This window comes from Enterocloster aldenensis (genome assembly GCF_003434055.1).
GTDB classification, from domain to species: domain Bacteria; phylum Bacillota; class Clostridia; order Lachnospirales; family Lachnospiraceae; genus Enterocloster; species Enterocloster aldenensis.
The window spans coordinates 1-650 of record NZ_QVEX01000019.1 but is presented as its reverse complement, the minus strand read 5'-3'; the positions used below and the strand labels follow the sequence as shown (position 1 = coordinate 650).

The window sequence follows — 650 nt, the reverse complement described above, 5'->3', positions numbered from 1 at the left end:
GTGGAATATAAGAGTCCTGAGGACTATATCAGTGTAAATGATTTCTATAAGGTCCTGGGTTATGTATGCGTATATCAGGCTGACACCAGGAAGGTCCTGGAGATAGTGCCGGAGGAATTGACCATCACGCTGGCCGGGGACCATTATCCAGGCCGCCTGGTGCGGCATCTAAAGAAGCGGTATGGGGTAAGGGTCAGGAATGTCCATAAGGGCATCTACTACATAGAGGACTTCATTTTCCCTGTGCAGCTGCTTGTAACAGGGCAGCTGCCAAAAGAGGAGTACGCCTGGCTTGGCCGGCTCCGGAAAGGGCTGGACCTTAAGATGGATATAGAGCCGCTTGCCAGGGAATATAAGAACAATAAGAATGACCCGCTTTATCAGGCGGTGATGGACGTCATAGTCAGGGCCAATCAGAAACAATACGAGGAGGGCAGGAGGATGTGCGAAGCATTAAAGGAACTGTTTGCAGATGAACTGGCAGAACGGGAAGAAATAGGGATTGAAAAGGGAATCGAAAAGGGGATACAGGCCTTGATTGAAACCTGTAAGGAACTGCATCTGTCCCCCGGACAATGTCTTGAAAAATTGGTTGAAAAGTTCCAGTTATCAGAGGCCGATGCAGGCGTATATCTGAACACATACTGGAA

General features: G+C 48.8%; 1 protein-coding gene. It reads left to right on the top strand.

The annotated features are described in order from the left end of the window. Positions 1 to 650, top strand: a 650-nt coding sequence (locus tag DWX59_RS24295) for a 3-isopropylmalate dehydrogenase (protein WP_235845167.1), incomplete at both ends; no start/stop codon positions are given.